This window comes from Nocardioides sp. (genome assembly GCF_044226305.1).
GTDB lineage: Bacteria > Actinomycetota > Actinomycetes > Propionibacteriales > Nocardioidaceae > Nocardioides.
In genome coordinates this window covers 75,142-96,161 of sequence record NZ_JBGAHF010000003.1, presented here as the reverse complement: position 1 = coordinate 96,161, position 21,020 = coordinate 75,142, and the positions used below count along the sequence as shown (strand labels likewise).

Annotated in this window: 25 protein-coding genes; 11 read left to right on the top strand and 14 right to left on the bottom strand. The window is 73.6% G+C overall.

What is annotated here, in order from left to right; translation table 11 throughout:
- Position 1 precedes the first annotated feature (1 nt).
- Positions 2–1,357: a glutamate mutase L gene (locus tag ACILQ5_RS04510; RefSeq protein WP_395656775.1), complete on the bottom strand. Its 1,356-nt coding sequence runs from the start codon at positions 1,355–1,357 to the stop codon at positions 2–4.
- Positions 1,350–2,513 carry a cystathionine gamma-synthase gene (locus tag ACILQ5_RS04505; RefSeq protein ID WP_395656774.1) on the bottom strand — a complete coding sequence of 388 codons (1,164 nt, stop codon included), beginning with the start codon at positions 2,511–2,513 and terminating at the stop codon, positions 1,350–1,352. The genes ACILQ5_RS04510 and ACILQ5_RS04505 overlap by 8 nt, the downstream gene beginning before the upstream one ends.
- A 135-nt stretch (positions 2,514–2,648) precedes the next feature.
- Between ACILQ5_RS04505 and msrA the strand changes: the two genes are divergently transcribed.
- The 5 genes from msrA (at position 2,649) to ACILQ5_RS04480 (ending at position 6,192) form a co-directional block, all read left to right on the top strand.
- Positions 2,649–3,311: a peptide-methionine (S)-S-oxide reductase MsrA gene (msrA, locus tag ACILQ5_RS04500; RefSeq protein ID WP_395656773.1), complete on the top strand. Its 663-nt coding sequence runs from the start codon at positions 2,649–2,651 to the stop codon at positions 3,309–3,311.
- A gap of 200 nt (positions 3,312–3,511) precedes the next feature.
- Entirely contained in the window at positions 3,512–3,895 is a 384-nt protein-coding gene (locus ACILQ5_RS04495) for a YciI family protein (RefSeq protein WP_395656772.1), read from the top strand.
- A gap of 26 nt (positions 3,896–3,921) precedes the next feature.
- Positions 3,922–4,308 (top strand): VOC family protein, encoded by a 387-nt coding sequence (locus ACILQ5_RS04490; RefSeq protein ID WP_395656771.1) that lies wholly within the window; start codon positions 3,922–3,924, stop codon positions 4,306–4,308.
- A gap of 113 nt (positions 4,309–4,421) precedes the next feature.
- Positions 4,422–5,756 (top strand): ABC1 kinase family protein, encoded by a 1,335-nt coding sequence (locus tag ACILQ5_RS04485; RefSeq protein ID WP_395656770.1) that lies wholly within the window; start codon positions 4,422–4,424, stop codon positions 5,754–5,756.
- A 52-nt stretch (positions 5,757–5,808) separates the two neighbouring features.
- Entirely contained in the window at positions 5,809–6,192 is a 384-nt protein-coding gene (locus ACILQ5_RS04480) for a VOC family protein (RefSeq protein ID WP_395656769.1), read from the top strand.
- Here the strand turns inward: ACILQ5_RS04480 and ACILQ5_RS04475 are convergent.
- The 6 genes from ACILQ5_RS04475 to ACILQ5_RS04450 are packed head-to-tail and all read right to left on the bottom strand — an operon-like array spanning position 6,189 to position 9,727.
- Positions 6,189–6,671, bottom strand: coding sequence for a GNAT family N-acetyltransferase (locus tag ACILQ5_RS04475; protein ID WP_395656768.1), 483 nt, complete (start codon positions 6,669–6,671; stop codon positions 6,189–6,191). The two genes, ACILQ5_RS04480 and ACILQ5_RS04475, sit on opposite strands and share 4 nt — an antisense overlap.
- A gap of 11 nt (positions 6,672–6,682) precedes the next feature.
- On the bottom strand, positions 6,683–7,201 hold the full coding sequence (locus ACILQ5_RS04470) for a DinB family protein (RefSeq protein ID WP_395656767.1): 519 nt from the start codon (positions 7,199–7,201) through the stop codon (positions 6,683–6,685).
- Entirely contained in the window at positions 7,198–7,932 is a 735-nt protein-coding gene (locus ACILQ5_RS04465) for a VOC family protein (protein ID WP_395656766.1), read from the bottom strand. Before ACILQ5_RS04465 ends, ACILQ5_RS04470 begins: the two co-directional genes overlap by 4 nt.
- Positions 7,929–8,243: a pyridoxamine 5'-phosphate oxidase family protein gene (locus ACILQ5_RS04460; protein WP_395656765.1), complete on the bottom strand. Its 315-nt coding sequence runs from the start codon at positions 8,241–8,243 to the stop codon at positions 7,929–7,931. Before ACILQ5_RS04460 ends, ACILQ5_RS04465 begins: the two co-directional genes overlap by 4 nt.
- Before the next feature lie 52 nt (positions 8,244–8,295).
- Positions 8,296–8,940: an IMPACT family protein gene (locus ACILQ5_RS04455; protein WP_395656764.1), complete on the bottom strand. Its 645-nt coding sequence runs from the start codon at positions 8,938–8,940 to the stop codon at positions 8,296–8,298.
- 4 nt (positions 8,941–8,944) lie between these two features.
- Positions 8,945–9,727, bottom strand: coding sequence for a sulfite exporter TauE/SafE family protein (locus ACILQ5_RS04450; RefSeq protein ID WP_395656763.1), 783 nt, complete (start codon positions 9,725–9,727; stop codon positions 8,945–8,947).
- A 115-nt stretch (positions 9,728–9,842) separates the two neighbouring features.
- On the opposite strand from ACILQ5_RS04450, the gene ACILQ5_RS04445 reads away from it, so the two are divergent.
- The 3 genes from ACILQ5_RS04445 to ACILQ5_RS04435 all read left to right on the top strand — a co-directional run bounded on the left by ACILQ5_RS04445 (position 9,843) and on the right by ACILQ5_RS04435 (position 11,929).
- A complete protein-coding gene (locus ACILQ5_RS04445) occupies positions 9,843–10,511 on the top strand; it encodes a hypothetical protein (RefSeq protein WP_395656762.1) in 669 nt (222 codons plus the stop codon).
- 71 nt (positions 10,512–10,582) lie between these two features.
- On the top strand, positions 10,583–11,506 hold the full coding sequence (locus ACILQ5_RS04440; RefSeq protein WP_395656761.1) for a cobalamin-binding protein: 924 nt from the start codon (positions 10,583–10,585) through the stop codon (positions 11,504–11,506).
- Between the two features lie 9 nt (positions 11,507–11,515).
- Entirely contained in the window at positions 11,516–11,929 is a 414-nt protein-coding gene (locus tag ACILQ5_RS04435; protein WP_395656760.1) for a DUF2695 domain-containing protein, read from the top strand.
- 191 nt (positions 11,930–12,120) lie between these two features.
- On the opposite strand, the gene ACILQ5_RS04430 is transcribed toward ACILQ5_RS04435, so the two are convergent.
- Genes ACILQ5_RS04430 through ACILQ5_RS04420 form a run of 3 tightly spaced genes read right to left on the bottom strand, consistent with a single transcriptional unit; the run spans position 12,121 to position 15,932 of the window.
- Positions 12,121–14,142 (bottom strand): VWA domain-containing protein, encoded by a 2,022-nt coding sequence (locus ACILQ5_RS04430; RefSeq protein ID WP_395656759.1) that lies wholly within the window; start codon positions 14,140–14,142, stop codon positions 12,121–12,123.
- 7 nt (positions 14,143–14,149) lie between these two features.
- On the bottom strand, positions 14,150–14,542 hold the full coding sequence (locus tag ACILQ5_RS04425) for an OsmC family protein (protein ID WP_395656758.1): 393 nt from the start codon (positions 14,540–14,542) through the stop codon (positions 14,150–14,152).
- Positions 14,535–15,932: a magnesium chelatase gene (locus ACILQ5_RS04420; protein ID WP_395656757.1), complete on the bottom strand. Its 1,398-nt coding sequence runs from the start codon at positions 15,930–15,932 to the stop codon at positions 14,535–14,537. Before ACILQ5_RS04420 ends, ACILQ5_RS04425 begins: the two co-directional genes overlap by 8 nt.
- 74 nt (positions 15,933–16,006) lie before the next feature.
- On the opposite strand from ACILQ5_RS04420, the gene ACILQ5_RS04415 reads away from it, so the two are divergent.
- Positions 16,007–16,372, top strand: a complete 366-nt coding sequence (locus ACILQ5_RS04415; RefSeq protein ID WP_395656756.1) for a YchJ family protein — start codon at positions 16,007–16,009, stop codon at positions 16,370–16,372.
- A 169-nt stretch (positions 16,373–16,541) separates the two neighbouring features.
- On the opposite strand, the gene ACILQ5_RS04410 is transcribed toward ACILQ5_RS04415, so the two are convergent.
- Positions 16,542–17,345, bottom strand: coding sequence for an enoyl-CoA hydratase (locus tag ACILQ5_RS04410; protein ID WP_395656755.1), 804 nt, complete (start codon positions 17,343–17,345; stop codon positions 16,542–16,544).
- Between the two features lie 68 nt (positions 17,346–17,413).
- On the opposite strand from ACILQ5_RS04410, the gene ACILQ5_RS04405 reads away from it, so the two are divergent.
- Positions 17,414–17,977, top strand: coding sequence for a TetR/AcrR family transcriptional regulator (locus tag ACILQ5_RS04405; RefSeq protein ID WP_395656754.1), 564 nt, complete (start codon positions 17,414–17,416; stop codon positions 17,975–17,977).
- Positions 17,974–19,134, top strand: a complete 1,161-nt coding sequence (locus ACILQ5_RS04400) for a GDSL-type esterase/lipase family protein (protein WP_395656753.1) — start codon at positions 17,974–17,976, stop codon at positions 19,132–19,134. The genes ACILQ5_RS04405 and ACILQ5_RS04400 overlap by 4 nt, the downstream gene beginning before the upstream one ends.
- A gap of 38 nt (positions 19,135–19,172) precedes the next feature.
- Here the strand turns inward: ACILQ5_RS04400 and ACILQ5_RS04395 are convergent, their stop codons facing one another.
- Together ACILQ5_RS04395 and ACILQ5_RS04390 are read right to left on the bottom strand one after the other, a co-directional pair.
- The gene (locus tag ACILQ5_RS04395; protein ID WP_395656752.1) at positions 19,173–20,075 is read right to left on the bottom strand and encodes a universal stress protein; all 903 of its coding nucleotides are present in this window, start codon (positions 20,073–20,075) and stop codon (positions 19,173–19,175) included.
- A gap of 18 nt (positions 20,076–20,093) precedes the next feature.
- Positions 20,094–20,936 carry a universal stress protein gene (locus ACILQ5_RS04390; protein WP_395656751.1) on the bottom strand — a complete coding sequence of 281 codons (843 nt, stop codon included), beginning with the start codon at positions 20,934–20,936 and terminating at the stop codon, positions 20,094–20,096.
- Between the last annotated feature and the right edge of the window lie 84 nt (positions 20,937–21,020).

Genomic DNA, 21,020 nt, shown 5'->3' with positions numbered 1-21,020 from the left:
GCTATCCCGCGGCCGGTTGGGCCAGCGTCATCGCCAGGCGCCGGGCCGCCTCGGGGTGCTCGGCCGCCAGCAGGCCCGCCGCCGCGAGCACGTAGTCGCTGTCGACGACGACCCGCGGCCGTCGTGGGAGCTGCCAGCCACCCTCGACGTGGTCGCCGGTGCTGTCGCGCAGCACCCGGTCGGCCACGCCCGGCCGGCCGTTGCGCAGCACCCCACCGGAGCCCACCAGGAGGCCCACCTCGCGCAGGTCCTTGCCGGTGCGCTCGACGACGCGGCCGTCGGGGCCGACCACGACCTTCGACCGGCCGGCGTGGCGGCGCAGGGCGGTGCCGACGGCTGCCCGGGCGATGGCCTCGTCGACGTCCGCCTCCGCGGCGTCGGCGGGGAGGAAGCCGGGGTCGTCGTGCCGGCGCCGGGCGGCGTCGGCCAGCTCGGGCAGGTCGGCGACGGTCGTGAGCGCCGACCACCGCATGCCGAGGTCGCCCTCGACCGTGCGGGTGACCCGTGTGGTCGCGACCACCTCGCGGCCGATCGAGTCGGGGTCCAGGTCGACCACCGAGTGCACGTCGGTCGTGGCCCCGCCGACGTCGACCACCACCACGTCACCGGCGGTCTCGGCGAGCAGCTCGACCCCGGTGAGCACCACGTCCGGGGTGGCGCCGCGGACCATCGCGGTGAAGTCGGCACGGCGGCTGAGGTGCTTGCCGCCGATCACGTGGGCGAGGAACACCTCGCGCACCGCCGCCCGGGCCGACTCGGGGGCCAGCACCCCGATGCGCGGCACGACGTTCTCGGCCAGCACGTGGGGCACGCCGCCGAGGACCGTGCCGACCTCGGCCTGTGCCTCGACGTTGCCGGCGACGACGACCGGGCCGGTCCAGCCCCCGGCGACCAGGCCGCGGGCGGCCGCCAGCAGCACCTCGCTGTTGCCGCCGTCGGTCCCACCGGTCAGCAGGACGACGTCGGGCTCGCCGAGGTCGGCGAGGTCACCGCCGGAGGCCACCGCGACCACGGAGACCACCTTCCCGCCACTGGACAGCGCGACGCGGCGGCCGGCCTCGGCGGTCACCAGCTCCTCGGCGCCGACGACGGCGATCCGCAGGCCGCCGCCCGCGCTGGAGCAGGCCAGCACCTCGGCGGTCGCCGCCCGGGGGTCCTGCTCCGCGAGGGCGGCCCGGCAGGCGTCGTACCCGTCGAGGACGTCGCCGGCGCCGTCGGGTCCGGGGAGGGTCGTGCGGTGCGAGGCCGCGGCGACGATCCGGCCCGCGGTCAGGTCGACGAGGGCGGCCTTGGTGAACGTCGACCCGAAGTCGACGCAGACGGCGACCTCGGCCGCGGACGGCCGGGGCTCAGTCAAGTGCCCGCTCGAGGTCGGCGACCAGGTCGTCCGCGGTCTCGATGCCGACGCTGAGCCGGACCAGGTCGGCCGGGACCTCGAGGTCGGTGCCGGCGACGCTCGCGTGCGTCATCCGCCCGGGGTGCTCGATGAGCGACTCGACGCCACCGAGCGACTCCCCGAGGGTGAACACCTCGGTGCGCTCGCAGACCTGGAGCGCGTGCTGCTCACCGCCGGTGACGCGGAAGGACACCATGCCGCCGAACCGCTTCATCTGCCGCTGCGCGACCTCGTGGCCGGGGTGGGTCTCCAGGCCGGGGTAGATCACGTCGCCGACCTTCGGGTGGCTGACCAGGAAGTCGACGACCTTCTCGGCGTTGTCGCAGTGCCGGTCCATGCGCAGCGCCAGCGTCTTGAGGCCGCGCAGCGTCAGCCACGCGTCGAACGGCCCGGCGACCGCGCCCATCGCGTTCTGGTGGAACGTGAGCTTCTCCGCGAGGTCGAGGTCCTTGACCACGAGCGCGCCGCCGACGACGTCGGAGTGGCCACCGCAGTACTTGGTGGTCGAGTGCACCACCACGTCGGCGCCCAGGCTCAGCGGCTGCTGGAGGTACGGCGACGCGAAGGTGTTGTCGACGACGAGGAGCGCGCCCGCGTCGTGGGCGACGGCGGCCAGCGCCGCGATGTCGCCGATGTTGAGCAGCGGGTTGGTGGGCGTCTCGACCCAGACGAGCCTCGTCTCGCCCGGCCGGATCGCGGCGGCGACCCGGTCCACGTCGGAGACCGGCGCCGGGCTGTGCGCGAGGCCCCAGACCTGCTCGACCTTGTCGAAGAGGCGGAAGGTGCCGCCGTAGGCGTCGTCGGGGATCACGACGTGGTCGCCGGGGCGGCACAGGGCGCGGACCAGGGTGTCCTCGGCGGCCAGGCCGGAGGCGAAGGCGAAGCCGCGCTCCCCCTCCTCCAGGGCTGCGATGTTGCCCTCGAGGGCGGTGCGGGTCGGGTTCGCCGAGCGGCTGTACTCGTAGCCGCCGCGCAGGCCGCCGACGCCGTCCTGCTTGTAGGTGCTGGTCGCGTAGATGGGCGGGATCACCGCGCCGGTGGCCGCGTCGGGCTCGTAGCCGGCATGGATCGCACGCGTCTCGAAGCCCGACTTGCTGCGGTGCTGCTGGGTGCTCATTCCCCCGAGGCTAGCGGGGGTCGTCCGCGGGGTGTCGATCGGTGGTTGAGCCTCGGAACCACCCCGCCACGGGAACGGACCGGTGACCAGCGTTGTTACACACTGTGCAACGTCACTCCGACAGAAGGAGAGCCCGTGTTCCTCACCCGCAAGGCCCAGATGGTCGCCCCGGAGCAGACCCTGCCCGGCCGCAGCGAGCGCCGGTTCCCGATCGCCGAGAAGCACAAGGTCCTCGACGCGCCGGTCGTCACCGACGAGGTCCCCGAGGGCTACGAGGTCGCGCTGTTCGGCCTCGGCTGCTTCTGGGGCGCCGAGGAGATCTACTGGCAGGTCCCGGGCGTCTGGTCGACGTCCGTCGGCTACGCCGGCGGCACGACTCCGCACCCGACCTACGAGGAGGTCTGCAGCGGCGCCACGAACCACACCGAGGCCGTGCGGATCGTCTTCGACCCGAGCCGGGTCTCGTACGCCGACCTGGTGAAGACCTTCTTCGAGGTGCACGACCCGACCCAGGGCTTCCGCCAGGGCAACGACGTCGGCACCCAGTACCGCTCGGCGATCTACTGGACCACGCCCGAGCAGGAGCAGGTCGCCCGCGAGCTGACGAAGGTCTACGGCGACGAGCTGAAGCGCCGCCGGCTCGGCGACATCACCACCGAGATCCGGCCCGCCGCCCCGCTCGAGGGCGGGACGCCGTACTTCTACGCCGAGGACCAGCACCAGCAGTACCTCGCGAAGAACCCGTTCGGCTACCGCTGCCACGCCAACACCGGCGTGAAGTTCCCCGCCTCGGCCTGATCCGCACCGACGGGCCCCGCGTCACGGACGCGGGGCCCGTTCGCGCGTCCGCGGGTTCCGCCCGGTGACCGTGCGGGTCGTCGGTCCGTCGGGCCAGGCGGGAGGTTCCCGGCCGGAGGCTGTCGTACCCGGCCGCCACCGTTCGTGGAGTACAAGTAGGGGCGGACATCGGGTCCGTCCGGGCGAGCCGAGGAGCGCACATGACCGAGTACCTCATCTACTTCAACCAGCAGTGGGTCGGCGACCACAGCGAGGAGTGGTTCCGCGGACGCGGCCCGCTCGCGATGGCGGTCGTCAACGAGATGGAGGACGCCGGCGTCCTCGTCTACGCCGGCGGCCTGGTGGAGGAGGTCGAGGAGGCGTTCAGCGCCGACGCGACCAGCGGTGAGCTGCTGATCACCGACGGGCCGTTCGTCGAGACCAAGGAGTTCCTCGGCGGGCTCACCATCGTCAACGTGCCCGACGCGGAGGCCGCCCGGACGTGGGCCGGCAAGATCGCCGAGGCGTGCGGCTGGCCGCAGGAGGTCCGGGAGTTCAAGCCGCGTCTCGACGGTCGCGAGGCCCCGCGGCCCGCCGGCCGGTAGCCGGGAGGTCGACCTAGGCTGGGCTCGTGATCACCTCGGGTCTGGTCAACCTCTACACGCACGACATCGACGCGAGCGTCGCGTTCTACCGCGACCTGCTCGGACTCACCGAGACGTTCCGCACCCCGCGCGAGGGCACGCCGGACCACGTCGAGCTCGCGGCGGGCGGCTTCGTGCTGGGTCTGGGCTCGGTTGCCGCGGCGGCGAGCGTGCACGGCGTCGTGAGCACTCCCGGCGCGCCCGCGATGGCGGTCGTGCTGTGGTGCGACGACGTCGACGCGACGTACGACGCCGCGGCGGCCGCCGCGGCCACGGCCGTCCAGGAGCCACGCGACGCGGGCAACGGCAACCGGACGGCGCTGCTCCGCGACCCGGACGGCACCCTGGTCGAGCTGGTCGCCAAGCGCGACTGAGCACGGCTCCGGGCGATAGCTCGCGCGGGCCTGAGCCGACGTCGGACGAGCGGGTCGCCGGGACCACCGGAGCGGATGACGTCGCGTTGGGGGCGACCCGCCACAATGGACAGGTGACCGACGTCCCTCGCAAGGCCGTGGCGCGGACGGCCAGGCTGGCCGCGCTGCCACTGGGGTACGCCGGGCGCAGCGCGATCGGGTTCGGCAAGCGGATCGGCGGCAAGCCCGCCGAGGCGGTGATGACCGAGATCCAGCAGCGCACCGCCGAGCAGCTCTTCCGCACCCTCGGGGAGCTCAAGGGCGGCGCGATGAAGGTCGGCCAGATGCTCTCGGTGCTGGAGTCCGCCTTCCCCGAGGAGATGGCCGGTCCCTACCGCGACCACCTCACCAGGCTGCAGGACGCCGCTCCCCCGATGCCGACGCAGACCGTGCGCGACATCCTCGAGGACGACCTCGGCCCCGACTGGCGGCAGCGGCTGGTCTGGCTCGACGGCGGACCGACCGCGGCGGCGTCGATCGGCCAGGTCCACCGTGGCCGCTGGGTCGACGGCCGCGACGTCGCGGTCAAGGTGCAGTACCCCGGCGCGGCCGACGCGCTGACCTCCGACCTGCGCCAGCTCTCGCTGCTCGCCCGCACCGCGGCCCCGCTGGTGCCCGGCGTCGACCTTAAGCCGCTGGTGGCCGAGCTCCAGGCGCGGGTGGTCGACGAGCTCGACTACCACCTCGAGGCCGAGGCGCAGCGCACCTTCGCCGAGGCCTTCCGCGGGGACCCGGAGATCGTCGTCCCCGACGTCGTCGAGGTCGGGCGCACCGTCCTGGTCACCGAGTGGCTCGAGAGCCCTGCGTCGATGGCCTCGATCATCGCCGAGGGCACCCAGGCCGAGCGTGACCACTACGGCGAGCTGTTCGTGCGGTTCCTGTTCAGCGGGCCGGTCCGCACCGGGATGCTGCACGCCGACCCGCACCCCGGCAACTACCGGATCCTCCCCGCCGAGGACGGCTCGCCCGGTCGGCTGGGTGTGCTCGACTTCGGCGCCGTCGCCCGGCTCCCCGAGCGCGGGCTGCCCGAGGCGATGGGCCGGCTGCTGCGGATCGGCGCGAACGGCGACCCCGACGAGCTGGTCGAGGGGCTGCGACGGGAGGGCTTCATCAAGGACCGGGTGACCGTCGACAGCGCCCAGGTCCTCGACTACCTGGCGCCGTTCGTCGAGCCGACCAAGGTGGAGCGGTTCCGCTTCAGCCGGGAGTGGATGCGCGCCCAGTTCGCCCGCGTCAACGACCCCCGGGACCCCGCGTTCACGGTCGGCATGAAGCTGAACCTGCCGCCGTCGTACCTGCTCATCCACCGCACCTGGCTGGCCGGGCTGGGCGTGCTGTGCCAGCTCGAGTGCGAGGCGCCGTTCCGGCAGATCCTCACCGAGTCGCTGCCCGGCTTCGCCGGGGACTGAAGAGCCCGATCGGGCCATTGCCCCGGCCGCGGACCAGGCACATGCTGGACGGATGTCACTGTCCGACAGCGCGGTCGCGGTGATGCTCCCGACCGCGGACGCCTCGCGCGCCCAGGAGTTCTACGAAGGCCGGCTCGGGCTGCCCCACGACGGTACGAACGACGCAGGGGAGACCCTGTTCCGCCTGGCGGGGGGCTCGCAGCTGGTGCTGCGGACGCTTCCCGACGCCCATCCCTCCCCCAACACCGCGATGAGCTTCGCGGTCGGCGACATCGCCGCCGAGATCGCCGAGCTCGAGGCGCGCGGGGTCGTCTTCGAGGACTACGACCAGCCGGGCTTCACGACCGTCGACCACGTCTTCGACGACGGCTCGGTCAAGGCGGCGTGGTTCCTCGACCCCGACGGCAACATCCTCTGCCTGCACCAGACGGGCTAGAGGGGCAGGTGCATCACGTGCAGGCCGACCAGGCCGTGCGCGCGTGAGTCGAACGCCTCGGGCACGGTCCCGACGACCTCGAACCCGAGCGAGCGCCAGAGGCGTACGGCGGCGGCGTTGGTCTCGACGACCGCGTTGAACTGGATGGCGCGGTAGCCGGCGTCGCGGTGCCACTGCACGACGTGCTCGCCCAGCGCGCGACCGACGCCACGGCCGCGCGCGGACGGCGCGACCATGAACGACGCGGTGCCGACGTGGCTGCCGCGCCCGGGCCGGTTGGGACCCATGGTGGCGCTGCCGAGCACCCGGCCGTCCTGCTCGAGGACGACGGTCCGGCCCGGCGGGGCCACCGTCCACAGCACCCGTGCCTGCTCGGAGGTGAGGTCGAGCGGGTAGGCGTAGGTCTCACCGCCCTGGACGATCGGGTCGAAGAACTCCCAGACCTGCGGCCAGTCGGCCTCGGTCATCGTCCGGATCACGAGGCCCTGCCCTACTCGCCGACCTGGCCGTCGATCGACTGCCGGATCAGGTCGGCGTGCCCGTTGTGGCGCGCGTACTCCTCGATCAGGTGCAGCAGGATCCAGCGCAGGTTGAAGGGCTCGCCACGACGCGACCGCTTCGCCGCGACGTCGTCGAGCCCGGCACCGGCCAGGACGGCATCGGCGTCGGCGACCATCTCGTCATAGAGCGCCCAGACCTGCTCGGGGGTGTCGTCCTTCGCGCTGTGCCAGTCCCAGTCCCAGTCGGCGTCCCAGTCGACCGACCGCCACGGCTCGCTCAGGCCCTCGCCGAGGAACTTGTCGCGGAGCCAGGAGTTCTCCACGAGGGCGAGGTGCTTGACCATCCCGCCGAGCGTCATGTCCGACGGCGGCAGCGCGGTGTCGAGCTGAGCGGCGTCCAGGCCGCCGGCCTTCATCCGCAGGGTGTCGCGGTGGTACTGCAGGAACGCCAGCAGTAGGTCCCGCTCGTCGCCGGTCGGGGGCGGGTCGGTGCGCTCGGTCGAGGTCATGGCTTCCTCCGGGTGATGCAGTACGTCGTGCCCACCGGGTCGGCCAGCACGGTCCAGTGCTCGTGCCGCCGGACGACGGCGGCGCCGAGCGCGACGTGGCGCTCCGCCTCGGCCGCGCGGTCGTCGCAGCAGAGGTCCAGGTGGGCGCGCACGGCACCGTCCTCGTCGTCCAGGCGCTGGAGCAGCCAGCGCAGCGGCTGCTCGTCCGGCGGGTGCAGCCGGGCGAACTCCCGCGACACCGACGGCTCGTGCTCCCAGCCGGTCAGGGTCTGCCAGAACGCCACCTCGGCGTCGTACGACGCCCGCGGGATGTCGAGGCAGACCTGGTCGACCCGCGACCGGGTGCCGTCGGGCCAGGTGGCCGGGGCCGGCTTCCGCGACGCGGGGTGGGTGACGAAGCAGAAGACGAAGCCGCCCGGCGAGCGCAGCACGACGTAGCCGGCCTCGTGGCGGACCAGCACGTGGGCGCCGAGCTCGACGGCCGCCTCGGCGGCGTAGGTCGGGTTCTCGACGTGCAGGTCGAGGTGGACGCGGCCGTCGCCGTCGCCGAGCTCCTGGACGCGCAGGTAGTCGTCGCCGGCGGGCGGCACGAGGGTGGCGAACTCGCCGCCGCGACCGCGGCGCTCCGAGAGGCCGTAGCCGGTCACGCCCTGCCAGAACTCCACGCCGCGCTCGAACCCGCCAGGGGCGAAGTCGAGGAACGCACTGACCCAGAACGGGGAGGTCGTCACGGGGCCGGCTTGTGGAGGACGGCGCTGGTGGGGGTGATCCGGACGTCGTCGCCCTCGGCGGTGGCCGTGCCGTCGACGAGCAGGGTCATGCCCGGGTTCTCCAGCGGCGGGAAGAGGAGGGTGACCCGCGGGTTCGCGCCGACGTTGCGGACCGAGCCGCCGCCCGGTCCGGCGACCAGCAGCGTGCCGTCCTCCGGTGCCGCCCGCACCGCGACCGCCTTCACCAGGCCGTCGTGGCAGGTCAGCAGGTAGCCGCGGTCGTACTCGGTCAGTCGCTGCGGGACGTCCGCGACGTCGACGGGAACGCTCATCTCGGCGTCCCTGAGGAGGCGCGAGCCCGGCGAGCGGCTTCGTGGGGTGAGGTCATGTCGCGAGGCTATCGACCCAGCGCTCGCCGGCCACCCGGGTTTCGGCCGCACCGCCGGTCAGCTCGGCCACCAGGTGCGCCAGCCGGTCCTCCTGGTCCGGGGCCACGCCGAGCCGCAGGGTGACGTCCGCGCCCCCCGTGGTGTCCAGCACGGCGACGCCCCGCGTCCGCAGCTCGCTCTCGACCCGGCCGGCGTCGGCGTGGTCCAGCGCCAGCAGGTGCTCGCGGACGAGTGCGCGGCGCAGCGTGCCCGCGTCGTCGAGCGCGGCGCGGACGGCGTCGCCGTACGCCCGCACCAGGCCGCCGGCTCCGAGCAGGGTGCCGCCGAACCAGCGGGTGACGACGGCGACCACGTCGCTCACGCCCTCGCCCGCGTGACCCCGGAGCACCTCGAGCATCGGCGCGCCCGCCGTCCCGGCCGGCTCGCCGTCGTCGGAGGAGCGCTCGACCCGGTGGTGCGGTGGCCCGAGGACGAAGGCGGAGCAGTGGTGCCGGGCGTCCCAGTGCTCGCGCCGGAGCGCGTCGACGACCCCGCGGGCGGCGGGCTCGTCCTCGACCCGGCGCAGCGTGCAGAGGAACCGGGAGCGCTTGACCTCGGTCTCGGCTTCGGCGGCCCGGGCGATCGTCAGGTAGGTCGGCACGCCGTCAGCTCCACAGCCCGAGGACCTCGCCGCCGATGCGGACGATGAACGCGGAGACGACGACGATGAAGAACACCCGCACGAAGCGGGTCCCGTGGTGGACGGCGGTGCGGGCTCCAACGTAGCCGCCGACGACGTTGCAGGCGCCCATCACCAGCGCGACGTACCAGACCACCGCGTCGTGGGCGACGAACACGAGGATCGCGGCCAGGTTGGTCGCCCAGTTCGCGAGCCGCGCCTTGGCCGAGGCCTCGAGGAAGCTGTAGCCCATCAGGCCGACGAGCGTGAAGACGAAGAAGCTGCCGGTCCCGGGACCGAGCGCCCCGTCGTAGAAGCCGATCACGAGCCCGGTGAGCATCGCGGCGGCGAGGTGGCGGTGCCCCTGGAAGCGGAGGGCCGTCCGCTCGCCGAGCTCCGGCTTGAGCAGGACGTAGGCGCCGACCACCACCAGCACCACCAGCACGATCGGCTCGAAGAGGTCGCGCGGGATCCGGCTCGCCACGGCGGCGCCGGCGGCCGAGCCGAGGAAGGCGAGCGCCATCAACGGCAGGAACGTCCGGGGGTCCGGCCGGATCCGGCGGTAGTACGTCGACGCGCTCACCGACGTCCCGCAGATCGAGGCGACCTTGTTGGTCGCCAGGATCTCCACCGGGGCCGCGCTCGGCATGCCCAGCAGCAGCGCCGGGAGCTGGATCAGCCCGCCGCCACCGACGACGGCGTCGACGAAGCCGGCCGCGAGCGCAGCGAGTCCGAGCAGGGCCAGCACGGTCGCGGAGGGGTCGTCCATCGCCGCACATTCTGCGCCGTGGGCGGTCCGGCGCTCCAAGTCGGCTCCCAGCGGACCCCAAGCGGTCGGCCGGAGGGTGTTCCCACCGAAGCAAACCCCTACCGAGGAGAACACCATGCACCGCCGCTGGCTGACCCGGGCGCTGATCGCGCTCGCCGTCCCCGCCCTGACCGTCCCTGCGATCGCGTCGTCCGCCACCGCAGCCGCGTACCCGGACGTCCCCACCGTCGACGCCGTCGCGAAGATCTATGCCCACCTCGAGGGCGGCACCGCGACCGAGAGCACGAGCAAGGTCTACGGACCCGGGAAGAACTGCAAGCCCGGGAAGGCGATCAAGGGGGCCGGGGCACGCTCCGCGTCGTACTCGCCGGACTACACCTCCGGCGACCCCGACGTCTACGTGATCGACGGCGACCACCCGATGGTGTCGGTCACCGCGATGCAGTTCCCCAGCACGAAGTCCGCCATCGCCTACCTGCACGGCTACGGCAAGACCGCCTCGCACTGCGGCGGCGGCACCGGCGGCGGGGGCGGCGGCGGGGGCGGCACCTCCTGCGACACCAAGGCCAAGAAGATCAAGTTCGACCTCGGCGACGAGCGGTGGGGCTACCAGTACCGCTCCACCTGCAGGACCGGCGGGCAGACCAGCTCCTCGGTCATCAACACCCTCTTCGTCCGCAAGGGGAAGTACGTCGTCTACGCCATGGCGATGTCAATGGACAGCTCGGCACCGTCGATCCCGGCATCGGTGGACCTCACCGGGCTGGCGCTGAAGAGCGTCTGATCCCCCGTAACGGGTCGTGTGCCTGGCGCCGGTCAAGACCGGTCAGGCACACGACCCCTACAGTCGAGGGCGTGCGGATCGTCTCCCTGCTTCCCTCGACGACCGAGATCCTGTTCGCCATCGGGGCCGGCCCGGACGTGGTCGGCGTGACCTTCGAGTGTGACTTCCCACCCGAGGCACGCACCCGCAGGATCGTCTCGACCTCGGCGATGCCGGAGGGCCTCGGGCCCGCCGAGATCGACGCGTACGTCGCCGGCGCGGTGGCCCGCGGCGAGGACCTCTACCGCCTGTCCGCCGACGCGCTCGCCGAGCTGGACGCGGACCTGGTCGTCACCCAGGACCTGTGCGCGGTGTGTGCCGTGGACGTGTCGGTGGTCGACGACGCCCTCGCCTACCTCGGCTGCCGGGCCGAGGTGCTCACCATCGACCCGCACACGCTCGATGACGTGTTCGCGTCGATCTCCGTGCTCGGGCGGGCCACGAACCACGAGGACGAGTCGGCGGCGCTGGTCGCGTCGCTGCGGCTCCGGCTGGACCGCGTCCGCGAGCGCGTCGCCGGCCGGCCCCGACCGCGGGTGATGCTGCTGGAATGGACCGACCCGCCGTACGCACCCGGGCACTGGGTCCCCGAGATGATCGAGGCCGCGGGGGGTGAGTGCCTGCTGGGCAGGCACGGCGAGAAGTCCCAGCGGGTGCTGTGGGAGACCGTGCTCGATGCGGAGCCCGAGGTCGTGGTCGTCGCGCCGTGCGGTTACGACCTGACCCGCTCGCAGGCGATCGCGGCCGACCTCCAGGCGTCCGGGGTCCTGCCCACCGGGGTCACCGTGCATGCCGTCGACGCGAACGCCTCCTGGGCGCGCCCGGGCACCCGGCTGGTCGACGGGGTCGAGGAGCTGGCCGCGCTGTTGCACCCGCACCGACCGGGCCGCGATCCCGGCCGGGCGGCCTGGCGCACGCCCAGCACCGCGGCCTCGACTGTCGGTGGTGCCGACTAGACACGACCCATGGCTGACATGTCCGTGACCGACGAGGCCGCGCAGTACCTCGAGATGCTGGCTGACCCCGACAGCGAGCCCGGGCTGTACGAGTGCATCGCCTGCTTCGCGCTGCGCCGCGTCGAGGCGGTCGGCTGCGACCGGACCCTGCGGTGGGCGCAGTGGTTCCGCGACGTGAAGTCGCCGACGGCGACGGCGCTCGAGGCGCGGCTGCAGAGGATCGGCGTCTACTGCGACTGCGACCTGGCGGAGAACGGCTACCGGATGAACCGGATGCTGCTGGTCCGTGACCTGCGGACCGACGAGCTGCACGCCCCTGACGAGCTGCCGGACTGCGCCGGCGTGCGTCGTACCTCCACGAGGCCGTGTGCGAACTGGGAGCGCCGACCGCTCCGGGAGTGGCACCCGCACGACCACCGCTGACGGGGCCACTGCCGACGGCGCCGCGGGGACTGCCCGGAGGGCTGCCGCAACTGCCGTCGGGGGCCGATGCCGCCGGGAATGTCATGGGTCGTCGCGGTCCCGACGCCTGGTTCGCATGAGGTTCCGCAGGGCGTCATCCGTCGTGGTCGTCCCGGCCGCCAGGTCGCACGACGTCCTGTGCGGCGAACGGGTCAGTCACCGACCCAGAAGCCGCGACCGCCACCGCCGAACCAGTCGCCGTACCCGCCGCCCCACGACCCGCCACCGGGACCACGCGAGCCGAGGTAGGAGCCGACCACGGCCGCGCCGAGGTCGTCGAGCTCGGGCGCCACGACCCGGCCGTCGACGCGGCGGGCCATCTGGTCGATGAACCGGGCCAGCCCCGGGTCCTCGCCGAGCCGGAAGAACGTCGTCTGCGCACCGAGCCGCCCGGCGTTGTCGAGCTCGCGGACGGCGTACGCGACCGTCAGCGGGTGCGGCGGGTAGGAGAAGTAGACCTCGCCGTCCGGCTCGAGGTGGGAGGTCGGCTCACCATCGGTGACGACGAGGAGCACCGGCTGGGCGTTGGGGTGCCTGCGGAAGTGCCGGTTGGCCAGCAGCAGGGCGTGGTGCAGGTTGGTGCCCTTGTCCCACATCGCGTCGAGCGCGGTGAGGTGCTCGATCTCCATCACCTCGGCGTGCCGGCCGAAGCCGATCAGCTGCAGGTGGTCGCCGCGGAACCGGGACCGGATCAGCGTGTGCAGCGCGAGCGCGGTGCGCTTCATCGGCACCCACCGGCCGTCCATCGCCATCGAGAACGACGTGTCCACGAGCAGCGCGACCGCCGCCTGGGTGCGGGCCTCGGTCTCCTGCACCTCGACGTCGTCGATCGACAGGCGAGGTCCGGAGGGGTCCCCGGCGCGGCGCAGCACGCCGTTGAGCATGGTGCGCGGCACGTGCCAGGGCTCGGTGTCGCCGAAGGCCCACTCGCGGGTGGCGCCGGAGAGGTCGCCGGCCGCCCCCGCCCGCTGGAGCTCGCGCTGCCCCTGCCGGCCTGACATCCGGTCGGCGACGTCGCGGAGCAGCGCCTTCCCCAGCTGGCGCATCGCCTTCGGGGACAGGCGGTACTGGCCGCTGCTGTCCCGCTTGAGGTAGCCCGTGTCGCGCAGTGCCTGCTCGAGCCGCTGCAGGGTCCGGGCGTCGACCGCGGCGTCGTCGCCGAGCTGACGGGCGAGAGCGTCGAGGTCGAGGTCGTCCATCCGCGCGCCGCCGTACGACTGGGAGAGCTGCTCGCCGAGGGCGTCGAGCTCGGCGAGGTCCTGGAAGACGCCGGTGCCGTCACCGAGGCCGAGGCCCTCCTCCCCCGACATCTGCTCCGAACCGCCCCAGTCCTCGCCGGGACGCAGCGCCTGGAGGTTGGAGTCCATCCGCGCGAGCTGGTCCATCAGCTCCGGCGAGCCGAACGCCTGCTGCGAGAGCTGCATCAGCTCCTGGCGCTGCTCGGGCGTCATCGAGTTCAGCATCCGCTGCGCGGCGGCGGCCCGCTGCGCCAGGGAGTCGAGCAGCTCGTCGATGTCCGACGGGTTCTCCGGGAAGAAGTCCCCGTGCTTGTCCATGAACTCCGCGAAGTCCTCCGGGGTGTCCTCGCCGAGGCGGTGCTTCTCGAGCAGCTCGTTGAGGTCGGCGAGCATCTCGTTGACGGCCGCCCGGTCGGCGTCGGTGGCGTTCTCCAGCGCCTGCTTCATGCCCGCGAACCGCTGGTCGAGCAGCTCGCGGCCGAGCAGGTCCTTGATCTTCTCGTAGTCCTCGCGCGCCTCGCGGCTCTGCCAGTCGTACGACGACAGCTCGCTCACCGCCGCCGCGGTGCTCGGCGGCAGGCCCTCGAGCTGCATCTCGCGGAAGGCGCGGTCGGCGTCGTCCATCATCGCGTCGCGGGCCAGCTGCTTGCGCTCCTCGAGCAGCGCGTGGTCGAGGAGCTCGCGCACCTCCTGGAGGGTGCCGTCGAGGTCGTGCCGCTGGGTCAGCTCGCGGCGCCGCTCGGCCACCCGGCGGGCCAGGTCGTCCAGGCCCGTCTGGTCACGTCCGCCACGGCGCAGGAACTCGCGCATCGCGCGCTCGGGCGAGTAGCCGGCCATCACGTCCTCGCCGATGGCGTCGAGCGCCTCGGCCAGGTCGACGGGCGGCGCGAGCGGGTCGCCGCCGTCGTACCGCCTGAAGCGGGTCCGGTCCTTCATCGCGCGCTCACCGCCTGCTCACCGTCACCTCGCCGCGGACCACCCGCGGGATCTCGGCCACCGCCTCCACCTGCTGGACCAGCCGGTCGACGACCGCGTCGTCCTCGGGCGAGTCGACGACGACGTCCCAGCTGATGCTCGCGCTCGACCAGGTGTCGGAGTCGAACTCGCCGGCGGCGTCGACACGCGCGCCGTCGACCCGGACGCCGGGCCGGGCCTCGCGGTAGAGGTCGTTGAGCACGCAGCACGCCACCGCCGTCAGCAGCAAGTGCGCGCCGGTGCCGCCGCCCTCGACGGCGATCCCGGCGTCGGTCCAGGTGTGCGGCACGACGTACGTCGGCGTCACGTCGCCGGCGCGTGAGCCGGCGGCGACGCGGACGTCGACGTGCACGTCACCCATACACGGTCTCCGACCCGTCGGTGTCCTTGCCGATCTTGCGAGCCAGGTAGAGGCCCTCGAGCGCGAGCTCGATGGCGCCGGCGCGCTGGCCGTCGTTGGTCGCGCCCAGCCGGTCGCACACGTCGTCGTACAGCTCGGACTCGCCCAGCACCGGCAGGCCGGTCAGGAAGTCGCGGGCGCTGACCTGCTCGCCGGTCGTCACCATCGCGCCGTTCTCGATGGCCTGCACGAGCAGGCCGAAGTCGAGGCCGCGGAAGTGGCCGCGGACGGTCTCGGCGGTGGCGGTGCGGAGCAGGTGGGTGAGCACCTCGGTCTCGCGACCCTCTTCGCCGGACTCGAACTCGACCTTGCCGCCGAGCACGTCGACCGCGGTCTCGAGGTCGACCGGACGGGCCACCGCCACGTCCTCGCCCTGCACGGTGGCGCGGTGCAGCGCCGCGGCCGCGATGGTCTCGGCGCCCGCGATCGCGAACCGGGCGGAGACCCCGGAGCGCTGGTCGACCGCGCTGGACTCGCGCAGCTGACGGGTGAAGCGGGCCAGGATCTCGATGAGGGCGTCCGGGACGTCGGCGACCAGGGCGGCCTCCTGCCGGATCACCGAGACCTCGTCGTCGAGCTCGGTCGGGTAGTGGGTGCGGATCTCGGCGCCGAAGCGGTCCTTGAGCGGGGTGATGATCCGGCCGCGGTTGGTGTAGTCCTCCGGGTTGGCGCTCGCCACGACGAGCACGTCGAGGGGCAGCCGCAGCACGTAGCCGCGGATCTGGATGTCGCGCTCCTCCATCACGTTGAGCATCGCGACCTGGATCCGCTCGGCGAGGTCGGGCAGCTCGTTGATCGCGACGATGCCGCGGTGGCTGCGCGGGATCAGCCCGAAGTGGATGGTCTCGGGGTCGCCGAGCGAGCGCCCCTCCGCGACCTTCATCGGGTCGACGTCACCGATCAGGTCGGCGACGCTGGTGTCGGGCGTGGCGAGCTTCTCGGAGTACCGCTCGGACCGGTGCCGCCACGAGACGCGGAGGTCGTCGCCGTACGACGCGGCCGCGGCCTGCGAGGTGTGCGTGATCGGCTCGTAGGGGTGCTCGCCGAGCTCGGACCCGGAGATCACCGGCGTCCACTCGTCGAGCAGCCCGGCCAGGGTGCGCAGCAGCCGGGTCTTGCCCTGGCCGCGCTCGCCGAGCAGCACGACGTCGTGCCCGGCGATGAGGGCGCGCTCGAGCTGCGGGATGACGGTGTCCTCGAAGCCGTGCAGGCCGGGCCAGGGGTCCCGGCCCTCGCGCAGTGCGGCGAGCAGGTTGTCGCGCACCTCCTCGCGCAGCGACTTCTGGACGTGGCCGGAGGCACGCAGCTCTCCGACCGTGCTGATCTGCGGTGGTGTGGCGGGAGCAGTCACGTCGTCCACGCTACTCACGCCTCCAACAACCGGGGAAGGTCTCCGGTTCGGTCCGGCGCCGTAGGGTGCTGCTCGTGCCGCTCCAGGAGTCCTGCCCGTGCGGGTCGGGGACGACGTACGACGCCTGCTGCGGCCGGCTGCACCGCGGGTCCGCGCAGGCGTCGACCGCCGAGGAGCTGATGCGGTCGCGCTACGCGGCCTACGTCGTGGGCGACCTCGACCACGTCTTCCGCACCTGGCACCCCCGCACCCGCCCCGACGACCTCTCCCCCGACCCGGGCCTCACCTGGACCGGGCTGCGGATCCTGGGCTCGGGCGAGGACTGGGTCGAGTTCGTCGCGTCGTACGAGCGCGGCGGCCGGCCCGGCGAGATGCGCGAGCGCAGCCGGTTCGAGCGCCGTGCCGGCCGGTGGGTGTACGTCGACGGGGAGGTCGCGTGACGGCCGCTGCGCCGGGCCGTGGGCGGGATCGCCTCAGGTTCACCATGGTCTGCAGGTGAACCCGCACCTCCCACGGTGGGCAGCGCGAGGGAAGTGCAGGCTCGGCTGCATCCCATGGTGAACCTGAGGCGGCTGAACCTGAGGCGGCCGAACCTGAGGCGGTCCGGGCTCAGCGCTCGTCGGTGAACCGCGGCTCGCGGCCCTCACGCCGGGCCAGCGTGGCCTCCTCGAAGTTGCCGGTCAGCAGCCGCAGGTAGAGCTGGCCGATGCCCTCCGAGGACAGGTAGGTCTCCAGCGAGGTGGCCGCCTGGCCGGCGTGCAGCGACTTCTTCGTCAGCTCGGTCCCCGGCTGCGAGAAGCCCGCGATCCGCCGACCGATCCCGATGGCGGCGGCCACCACGTCGTCGTGGACCGACGAGACGAGGCCGATGCGCTCGGCCTCCTCGGCCCCGACGTCCCGGCCGGTGAGCATGATGTCGGCGGCGCGGGTCGACCCGACCGCGCGCGGCAGCAGGAACGAGAGCCCCAGCTCGCTCGCGGTCAGCCCGTTGTTGATGCCGGCCGCGCGGAAGTACGCCGACGGCGCGGCGATCCGCAGGTCGCAGGCGAGCGTGAGGCAGAGCCCGCCACCGACGGCCGCGCCGTTCACCGCAGCCACCACGGGCTGGTGCAGCCGACGGATGGTCAGCACCACCTCCTCGAGCGCCTCCATGGCCCGGAGCGCGTAGGTCGGGCGGGTCACGCCCGCCACCCCGGGCGGCACCCCGGCCGACTCCTGGTCGGCGCCGGAGCAGAACCCGGCACCGGCGCCGGTGACGACCACGGCCCGCACCGCGTTGTCCCGGCCGAGGTCGGCCAGGGCGTCGCGGAACGGCACCATCACGTCGTACGCCATCGCGTTCATCCGCTCGGGCCGGTTCAGGGTGACGACGGCGACGGCCGGGTCGGGGCGGTCGACGAGGACGAAGGGCATGGCGCCGGAGTTTGCCAGAACGGGCGCCGGATTTGCCTAATGATTCTAGGTAACTGCATAGTGCTGTTATGCCCCGCGCCGGACTCACCGCCGACCGCCTCGCCCGGGCCGGCGCCGAGCTGGCCGACGAGGTGGGGTTCGAGCACGTGACCGTGTCGGCGCTCGCGCGGCGCTTCGACGTCACCGTGCCGAGCCTCTACTCGCACGTGCGTGGCTCGCACGACCTGCTGACCCGGGTCGCCCTGCTCGCGCTGGGCGAGCTCGCGGACCGCGCCGACGAGGCGCTGGCCGGCCGCGCCGGGAAGGACGCGCTCGCGGCGCTCGGCGACGTGCACCGCGACTACGCCCGAGCCCACCCGGGCCGGTACGACGCCGCGCGCTACCGGCTCGACCCGGAGGCCGCCGCCGCCAGCGCCGGCGTCCGGCTCGCGCAGCAGATGCGCGCGGTGCTGCGCGGCTACGACCTCGACGACCCCGACCAGACCCACGCCGTCCGACTGCTGGGCAGCACGTTCCACGGCTTCGTCAGCCTGGAGCTGGCCGGCGCCTTCGACCACAGCGAGCCGAGCACCCAGACGAGCTGGGACCGCATCATCGACTCCCTCGACCTCCTGCTGAGGAGCTGGACATGACCCTCACCCCGGTCCCGATCACTGCCGACCTGGTGCGCGGCGCGCTCGAGCTGGAGCGCACCGAGCGCGGTCTGCAGCCGCACCGGCTGCCGGCCCGAGCCCGGGCCCAGTGCGCCGACCCGCAGCTGGCGATGGCCGAGAGCCAGCCGTCCGGCGTCCGCCTGGCGCTGCGCACCGCGGCCACCGCGCTCGAGCTCGACGTGCTCGTCACGAGGCGCGAGTACGCCGGCGCGCCGCTGCGCCCCGACGGCCGGTTCGACCTCGTCGCCGACGGGCGGCTCGTCGCGTCCACCAGCGCCACCGGCGGCGAGACCTGGCTGATCGACATGACCACCGGGGCCGTCGACCTGCGGCCCGGACCGGTCGGCACGCTGCGGTTCGACGGCCTGTCCGCGGGCGAGAAGGACCTCGAGCTCTGGCTGCCCCACGACGAGGGCGTGGTCCTGGTCGGGCTCCGCGCCGACGCCCCGGTCGGGCCGCTGCCGGACCGCGGCCGCCGTACCTGGGTCCACCACGGCAGCTCGATCAGCCACGGCTCCGCCGCCACCCACCCCACCGGCACCTGGCCCGCCGTCGCCGCGGGGCTGGCCGGCGTCGAGCTGGTCAACCTCGGCTTCGCCGGGAGCGCCCTGCTCGACCCGTTCACGGCGCGGACCGTGCGCGACACCCCGGCCGACCTGATCAGCGTCAAGATCGGCATCAACCTGGTCAACGTCGACCTGATGCGGCTGCGCGCCTTCGGTCCCGCCGTGCACGGCTTCCTCGACACGATCCGGGAGGGGCACCCGACGACGCCGCTGCTGGTCGTCTCGCCGATCCTCTGCCCGGTGCAGGAGCGGACGCCGGGGCCGTCCGCGCCCGACTTCTCCCACCTCGCCGAGGGCCGGCTGCGGTTCGTCGCGCTCGGCGACCCCGCCGAGACCGCCATGGGCAAGCTCACCCTCGAGGTGATCCGCGAGGAGCTGGCCCGGATCGTCGCCGAGCGCGCAGCCGACGACCCGCACCTGGCCTACCTCGACGGGCGCCGGCTCTACGGCGAGGCCGACCACGCCGAGCTGCCGCTGCCCGACGACCTGCACCCCGACGCCGCGACGCACCGGCTGATCGGCGAGCGGTTCGCGGCGCTGGCGTTCGAGGGGCCGTTCGCCGTCGAGTGACGCGGACCGGCCCTCGGGCCGGGTGGGTCAGGGCCGTCTCATGCCTCTCGACGGTCCAGGTCGGGCTCCGGGACGACCGCCACGATGCTGCTCGACTGCTCGGTGACGATGGACGAGATCCGACCGTGGACCAGGCCGGTGACCCAGCCACGCACCCGAGTGCCGACGACGACGAGCTCGGCCTCCTCGCCGAGGCGCACCAGGGTCCGGTCCACCATGCCGCGGGCGAGGACCGTCGCGACCTCGACGTCGGGGTACTGCTCGGCCATCCCCGACACGGTCTCGGCCAGCAGCAGCCGCTCGGCGTCGTACCCCTCCTCGTCGGGCCCGACCTCGCCGGAGGAGGCCCGCGCGTCCCAGATGCAGTGCACGACGCGCAGCGGCAGCCGGCGCAGGGAGGCCTGCCGGTAGGCGAACGCCAGGGCGTGGGTCGAGGTACCGGCCTCGTCGACGCCGACGAGCACGCCGCGGCGGGACACGGACTCCGCGACCGGGCGGAGCACCACGACCGGGCAGGCCGGCTGGCGGGAGAGGGCGTGCGCCACCGACCCGAGCAGCAGGCTGGCGACCGGGCCGCGCCCGCGCGAGCCCACGACCAGCATCGCGGCCCCCGGTGCCACCTCCAGCAGCGCGTCGCGCGGGTCGAGCTCGGCGACCACCCCGCGCACCGTGACGTCCGGGGCCAGCTCGGCGACCCGGTCGGCGGCGGCCTGGAGCAGCTGCTCGGCCTCCTGCCGGATGCCCTCGACGGCCGCGGCGCTGTCGACCCCGGCCTGGTCCATCCACAGCATCGTGGTGGTCCCGACCGTCCCGGTGGCGTGCAGGAGCGTGAGGTCCCGGCCCTCGAGCCGGGCCTGCTCGGCCGCCCACGCGACGGCGCGGTCGGAGGTCGCTGAGCCGTCGACGCCGACGACGATGGTGTGGGCGGGCACGTCCGTCATGCCCCGACCCTGCCAGGTTCAGCGGGTGCCGGCGAGGGGGACGACGGCGACCGGGCACTCGGCGTGCTCGACGACGGCGTCGGTGACCGACCCGTGCAGGATCGTGCTGGCCGTGGTGCGGTGGTGGGCGCCGACCACGACCAGGTCCATCCGCCGCGACTCCTGGGCGATCACGTCGCCCGGGCTGCCGTGGACGAGCCGGGTGCTGGTCCGGACCTCGGGGAACTTCTCCGCGAACCCGGCGACGGCCTCCGCCAGCTCCACCCCGGCCAGGTCACCGCCCCCGCTGTGGACGACCGTCAGGGGCAGGTCGCGCAGCGACGCCTGCCGGTAGGCGAACTCCAGCACCGGCCGGGACCGGTCGCTCGCGTCCGCACCGACCAGCACGCCGTTGCGCACCAGGCCCGGGTGGCTGGGCCGCACGACGACGACCGGGCACGGCGCGTGGCGCGACACCGCGACCCCGACCGAGCCGAGCAGCAGGCTGCTCACCGGTCCGCGGCCGCGCGAGCCGACGACGACGGCCGCCGCCCGTTCCGCGAGGTCGAGGAGCGTCACGCGGGCGTCGGACATCCAGAGGGCGTGGTGCACCGTCTGGTACGGCGACACCGCGGCGACGCGCTCGCGACCGCGCTCGAGCAGCGCCAGCGCGTCGCTCTGCAGCGCACCGAGGACGGCACGGTGGTCGGCGCCCTCGGGGTCCATCCACACCGACCCGGCCGGGTCGAGGCCGTGCGCGAGCGTCAGCTGACGGCGCTCGCGACCGGCGTAGTCGATCGCCCAGTCCAGGGCCTGCTCGGAGGACGGGGAGCCGTCCAGCCCGACGACGACGGTGCCTGGAGGGATGACGGTGGTCTCCATGTGACCACGGTGCGCGGTGCGACCTACTCCGGAGTACCGCCGAAGGCCTCCGGTTTCGGGACCATGGACCCTGCATCACGCTCA